General features: G+C 30.3%; 6 protein-coding genes and 1 rRNA gene. 4 read left to right on the top strand and 3 right to left on the bottom strand.

Annotation, left to right across the window (positions count from 1 at the left end; all coding sequences use genetic code 11):
* The first annotated feature begins 85 nt into the window (after positions 1 to 85).
* The 3 genes from rrf (at position 86) to J3477_RS25680 (ending at position 3,218) form a co-directional block, all read left to right on the top strand.
* A 5S ribosomal RNA gene (rrf, locus tag J3477_RS25690) occupies positions 86 to 203 on the top strand.
* Positions 204 to 1,295: 1,092 nt separating this feature from the next.
* On the top strand, positions 1,296 to 2,297 hold the full coding sequence (locus J3477_RS25685; RefSeq protein ID WP_206873083.1) for a rod shape-determining protein: 1,002 nt from the start codon (positions 1,296 to 1,298) through the stop codon (positions 2,295 to 2,297).
* Between the two features lie 87 nt (positions 2,298 to 2,384).
* Positions 2,385 to 3,218, top strand: a complete 834-nt coding sequence (locus J3477_RS25680) for an MJ1433 family protein (protein WP_206873082.1) — start codon at positions 2,385 to 2,387, stop codon at positions 3,216 to 3,218.
* A gap of 153 nt (positions 3,219 to 3,371) precedes the next feature.
* Here J3477_RS25680 and J3477_RS25675 read toward each other — a convergent pair whose 3' ends face one another.
* Both J3477_RS25675 and J3477_RS25670 read right to left on the bottom strand, forming a co-directional pair.
* On the bottom strand, positions 3,372 to 3,887 hold the full coding sequence (locus tag J3477_RS25675; RefSeq protein ID WP_206873081.1) for a GNAT family N-acetyltransferase: 516 nt from the start codon (positions 3,885 to 3,887) through the stop codon (positions 3,372 to 3,374).
* 231 nt (positions 3,888 to 4,118) lie between these two features.
* On the bottom strand, positions 4,119 to 4,673 hold the full coding sequence (locus tag J3477_RS25670) for a helix-turn-helix domain-containing protein (RefSeq protein ID WP_206873080.1): 555 nt from the start codon (positions 4,671 to 4,673) through the stop codon (positions 4,119 to 4,121).
* Between the two features lie 156 nt (positions 4,674 to 4,829).
* Between J3477_RS25670 and J3477_RS25665 the strand changes: the two genes are divergently transcribed.
* Positions 4,830 to 5,765: a DMT family transporter gene (locus tag J3477_RS25665; RefSeq protein WP_206873079.1), complete on the top strand. Its 936-nt coding sequence runs from the start codon at positions 4,830 to 4,832 to the stop codon at positions 5,763 to 5,765.
* Between the two features lie 53 nt (positions 5,766 to 5,818).
* On the opposite strand, the gene J3477_RS25660 is transcribed toward J3477_RS25665, so the two are convergent.
* A complete protein-coding gene (locus tag J3477_RS25660; protein WP_206873078.1) occupies positions 5,819 to 6,376 on the bottom strand; it encodes a GNAT family N-acetyltransferase in 558 nt (185 codons plus the stop codon).
* Positions 6,377 to 6,490: the final 114 nt, after the last annotated feature.

Here is a 6,490-nt window from a genome sequence, read left to right as displayed (position 1 = left end):
CGATACTAATAGGTCGAGGGCTTGACCAATACAAATTATTACAAAGTTAACTTAAGTGCAATTTTGAAAGAATAATCTTTCAAGATCTAGTAATGATGCGTCTAAGGGTTACACCCGTACCCATACCGAACACGAAGGTTAAGACTTAGACGGCTGATGGTACTGCATGGGCGACTGTGTGGGAGAGTAGGTGGTTGCTAGGTAATTAGTATCTTAATGATACGCAAAAGACTTCACGAATGTGAAGTCTTTTTTGTTGTTATTAGTTTTTTATAAAGTGCAAAAGATTTAAGCTAGTATAGCATAGATATTTAAACTGGCCACTAGTGTTAAAAAATAAGAAATTTACACTATAGGATTCCTAACTCAACTATTAATTTATACGTGCCCGATAATCCCTAGAAGCCGGGATTATCGAACAAGTATAAATTAAGTTTCGATATAGGAATCCTTTAAAACTATTTTTAAAACTCTATTAAATTCTGATATAGACGTTTTAAAGATAGTTTTAGAATTTTAATGGATATATTTTTATATAAAAGCACAGTAAAAACGAAACTTATTCCAAATTTTCTTCATATCACATTCTTAAAGTATTAATTAATAAATATTATAGAGTAACTATCTCAACTATTAATTTATACATGCTTAAAAGTCATAGGTGTGTGATTTTTGAACAAGTATAAAATAAGCTTCGGCGTAGGAACTCTTTAGAAGCACTTCTTATAAAGTTAGCTCTAGCATATTTTAATTGTATAGTAAACAAAGTCATATTTCTATAAATAGAGGGTTTTATAGAAATTGAACCTAATTTTTTGTAATTAAGGTGACAATAAGAACCTTTTATACGCCTAAAGACCCTTAAAACAAAGAACATAGTTGCTAAGGAGTACGTTAATCGTAGATCGTATATAAGAGTTAGAGTAATAGCATCTTTATTAGATAAAATTTTTTATATTACTGTATATCATACGACCCTCATTGATATATACGTAAGAAATTTTATTTTTAAAGGGGTCATATATTGATAATATTTTAGAGATCATAAAAGTGTACTTTTTATGATGAAATTTAACTTGAAAAATTTTTATAATAAATACAAAATAATATTTTTAATGAAAATTAAGGTTTTTTATCCATGATTTATGCATTGAAAAGGGAGTAAATCAAGGTATATACTGTAAAAAAAGTTTGCAGTTGCACACATTATGGAAAATATATATTGGCACTTCCATAAAATTTGCAGTATATGGATTAAAAAAGAACTGTATTACAAGTTTAAGGGGGAAGTTTTGATGGGATTTTTTACGAAGAATAGAGATATAGGAATAGATTTAGGAACATCAAATACATTATTATACGTAAAAGGGAAAGGTATATTATTAGTTGAGCCTTCAGTGGTTGCTATAAATACAAAAAGTAGACAGGTATTAGCAGTGGGGGAAGAGGCTAAAAATATGATAGGCAGAACTCCAGAAGGCATAGAAGCTGTTCGACCGCTAAAGGACGGTACAATTGCAGACTTTGATTTAACTCGGAAAATGTTGAAAAAATTTATTGAAAAAGTTAATGATAAAGGTGCTCTTAAGAGTTCTAGAATCACTATTGCTCATCCTTCAGGAGTTACAGAGGTAGAAAAGAGAGCAATCAATGAAGCAATAGGACAGGTAGGAGCTCGTAAAATTATGTTAATAGAAGAAGCAGTAGCTGCAGCCATAGGATCAGGATTACCTGTAGATGAACCCATTGGAAGCATGATTATTGATATTGGTGCTGGAACAACTGAAGTGGCAGTTGTTTCACTGCAAGGAATTGTTATAAGCAAAACCTTAAGAGTTGCAGGGGATGAACTAGATGAGACAATTATTGACTATGTAAAAAGAGAATTCAATCTGATGATAGGAGAAAGAACCGCAGAAAATATTAAAATTCAATTGGGTTGTGTCTATACTAAAAGTGGTGAAGAAGAAAATAGTATGGAAGTAAGAGGAAGAGATTTGGTAACAGGACTTCCAAAGTGTATTACAATTGTAGATAGTCAAATACGAGAAGCCTTGAAAAGTCCAGTTAATTTGATAATTGATGCAATTAAAGCTGCCATCGAAGAAACACCGCCAGAGCTTGCTGCGGATATAATGGATAACGGCATAATGCTTTCAGGTGGTGGTGCGCTTTTAAAAGGTTTAAGTGAATTAATTCATTGTGAAACCCATATACATGTAAATATTGCAGAAAATCCACTTGAATGTGTAGTTCGTGGTGCTGGAAAGTGCTTAGATATGCTGGACAAAATTTGATTCAAATTGCAAATTGTCTTTTATGTTAGTTTTTATTTGAAGGTAGTAGTCTAAATTTAGACTGCTATTTTTGATTAAATGATATGTATGGGCAAGATTGGCATAAATGCAGAAAGTATGATAAAATACTCACGGGGATGCGATAACTTACTAAAAATTAAATATTTTGGGGGGATTAATATAAATAAGTTATATAAGAATATCTTGTTAGTATTTTTACTGCTTTGTATTTCGGTATCATTTTACTTTCTTCAGATTACTATATTTCATGATCAAAGAGACACTGAATTCTATCTACTACAGGATTTAGCTTTTGTACCACTGCAGGTTATTATTGTTACTGTATTGATAGATCAGGTTGTTAAAACTAAAGAAAAGCAGGATAATCTTAAAAAGATTAGCGTGGTCATAGGTGCATTTTTTACTGAGACTGGAGTTAGAGCCATTAGTAATATGTCATCTTTCAACTCGAATTTTAAGGAAATTAGCGAAAAGCTTAGTATAGGAAATGGATGGAAAGATAAAGATTTTATAAAGGCAATAAAGGATTTCAAAGAGTCAGAGGTTATAATTGATAGTAAGTCAGCTGACTTAAAAGATCTAAAAGAGTTTATATATAATAATAAGCAAAATATACTTTCAATGTTTGAGAATCCAACTCTTCTAGAGCACAATTCCTTTACTGATATGCTTTGGGCCTTATATCATATTTATGATGAACTTTCGTATAGAGAAGATCTTAATAATATTCCTAATGAAGATTTAGTGCATCTGTCAGGAGATATTAAAAGATGCTATAAGCAGATGATAGTGGAATGGATATATTATATGAATCATTTAAAAAAAGAATATCCCTTCCTATATTCTTTGGCTGTTAGGAAAAATCCGTTTACAAAACAAGTGGTATTGAATAAAAACTAAAGTATAATTGACTTAACATATTGGCCTGATCAAAGAATGTAGATCAAGTGGATTATATAGCAGTTGGTAAAGAAAATTTTAATGATCTATTAACAGGCAGTCGAAATTCTAGTTGAAAGTGGACTGCCTGTTTCAAAATCATATATATTTAAATTATCTTAAGAAGTCTTGTTTACTTATCTCAAAGTCAATGCTGGATTGGAAAATCCCAAGCTGATCTTTAAAAGAGTTAAATCTAGTCGTAATCTTTTTAAAACCAAGCTTTTCGTAAACATGCTGAGCTCTTGTATTATTAATATTTGTATCGAGAATAATCTTTTCAACCTTTAATTCATCAAATAAATATATTATTAGCATTTTTAAAGCTTTAGTGCCATAGCCTTTTTCTTGATAAGTAAAGTCACATATTTTAATTCCTATTTCTGCAATATTATCTTTTATACTATAGTTCATTTCGCCAACACTTTTACTATCAATCTCAATTATAAGCCTTCTCGCAACATCAGTCTCATTTCTTATGCTATTCATTAATTTATCTGAATCCGTATAAACACCATTAGGAAATCCTGCATGAGCCATTACCTGTCCGTCAGCCCACCATGTGCAGAGTGTTTGTACATCATATATAGTGGCATTTCTTATTACCAACTCATTATTAATTAAATACATTAAAATATTCCTCCAATTAATCTTTGGAGGGCTAGAGTATAGTTACCCTCCAGATTCTATATATCATAGTTAAATTATTAAACTTCATATGAAATCACTCCTTTCAAATTAATTATAAAACAGAAAAACTTAAACATTATGGATTGTTTAATTTGTGTGTGTTGAAAGTATATTAAATTATTATATAACACATGATTGTATATATTCAAATATATTCCATATAAATTGAGGTTATCTTAAGTAAAATATAATATTTTGAAATACCGCAGCATCCTCATGAAGATTTTTGTATGTATGAGGTTTATTTGCAGTAAATCTAATAGAATTGCCTTTTTTCAATATAAAATTTTCATCATTAATACTGAGCTCTATTTGGCCTTCGGTAACTACAATGTATTCTTCAACTCCATCATTATGAGGAGTAGATACATGATTACATCCAGGTTCTAGTTCTATAGTAAATATCTCAAAACCCTTATTTGCATCGAATGGAAAGATAGGATATAATTTCATTCTATTGTTGTCCTCTATTATTGGAGGAATTTCAGTTTGATTTATCACCTTAAGAGTATCTTGCTTTTCATCTATAAACAATGAAAAAGATACTTTCAATCCAGTTGCAATCTTCCACAGAGTTGAAACTGTTGGATTTGACTGACCTCGCTCTATCTGACCTAACATTGCCTTACTAACATTTGTAAGCCTTGATACTTCTTCTAAACTTAAGTTTCTTTTGATTCTTATATCTTTTAACTTGTTTCCTATAATTAAATTTAAATTATCCATATTAAAACTCCTCATATTTGCGTGTGTTATTATACTGCAATAGATATTATTTTATAATATCTAATTGCTTAAGTAAATTATATATTGTACAATATAACATAAAATATACAATATAGCATATGTTAATAGAAGCTATATTAAAAGGGGAGATATGGTATGAGAAAAGCACTTACATTTGGAATAACTTCTTCACTTTTTTTTGCATCTGCTTTTATATTTAATCAGCAAATGAGTGTTTCAGGTGGAAGTTGGGTTTGGAGTTCTTCTCTAAGATACATTTTTATGCTACCAATGCTTACAGTGATAATGCTTGTGCAAAATCAGCTGACTCCTGTGATAAAAGATATAGCAAGAAGGCCTGATAAGTGGGTGCTATGGAGTACAATAGGGTTCGGTGTGTTTTATGCTCCTTTAACTTTTGCGTCAGAGTATGGTGCTTCGTGGCTTGTAGCAGGAACATGGCAAATTACTATAATTGCAGGGGCACTTTTGACGCCGCTGTTTTATAAAAAAGTACAAACTGAAGCTGGATTTATCAAAGTTAGAAACAAGCTTCCTAGAAAATCCTTAATGATGTCTTCTATAATTTTAATAGGTATATTTTTAATGCAGTTTCAACATGCAAAAAGTATATCCTTAACAAAGGCGTTGATTGGAACAATACCTGTAATAATAGGTGCATTTGCTTATCCTCTTGGAAATCGAAAAATGATAGAAGTTAGTAATAATCAGTTCAGTACTCTTCAAAGAATATTTGGTATGACACTGTGTAGTATGCCATTTTGGATAACCCTTGCAGGAGTTGGTTTGTTTAATGTTGGTATTCCAAGCGGAGGACAAGTTGCTCAATCCTTAATAGTAGCGGTGTTTTCAGGAATTATAGCAACAACATTATTTTTCAAAGCAACTGATATGGTAAGTGAAGATCCACATAAATTAGCAGTTGTAGAATCAACTCAATCTGGAGAAGTAATATTTACCTTATTAGGAGGTATATTTTTATTCCACGACAAAATACCAACAACTACAGATTTGATAGGAATAGCTTTAGTAGTTATTGGTATGATTTTAAACAGTCTTATTGAAGCATAAACAAGTGCTACACTTTTATCGCTGCATATTTTATAGATGTAATTTGATGAAAGCTATTTTTGTTCTATGATATAATAGTCATCATATATCATGAATTTTTTGCCTAATGGACTATATCCTTGTTTGGATAATGCTGAAATTCTTTCAGTTGCATAAGGAAAAGCCTTTGTAAGAATTGCTTTAACATCAAAAGCTTCGTAAAAATTATCATTTGCAATCTGTAATATATCACTAATTATTGGCTCAGTTTCATAATAGCTGTGTAAATCTATGCGTAAAAGTCCATAATGATTAAATTCGTCATCTGCAATTCTATGAAACATTTCAATGGTTCCAAGCTTTTCATCAGTATCATTTGAAATTATTGTCCATCTTATAAAATACTTGTGAATATAAGAGAAATTCCAAAATTCAATTGATTGTCTCATTCTTTCCAAAGTCGTGTAGTGAAAATTATCACCATTGCAATTATCAGAATTAAAGAAAGGTACTGCTTTTTCATCAGAGTAGCATTTTAATAAACCTTCTGTATCTTCTAATCTTGTTTGCCTTAGTGAAATAAGACTACCTTTATATATTGGACAGTCAGTGTAAATATTTTTTAATGTCATAAAAATTTCTCCTTTTTATATATTTTCTTAATCTTTGAAATCCATGCTTTATTTTTAGACAAGTATTTTAACATGAGAGTATCTTTTCTTAATTTACTTTAAAGCTTTAATATT

Source organism: Clostridium zeae, from assembly GCF_017312485.1.
GTDB lineage: Bacteria > Bacillota > Clostridia > Clostridiales > Clostridiaceae > Clostridium_AR > Clostridium_AR zeae.
This window is presented reverse-complemented; position numbering and strand designations above follow the sequence as displayed.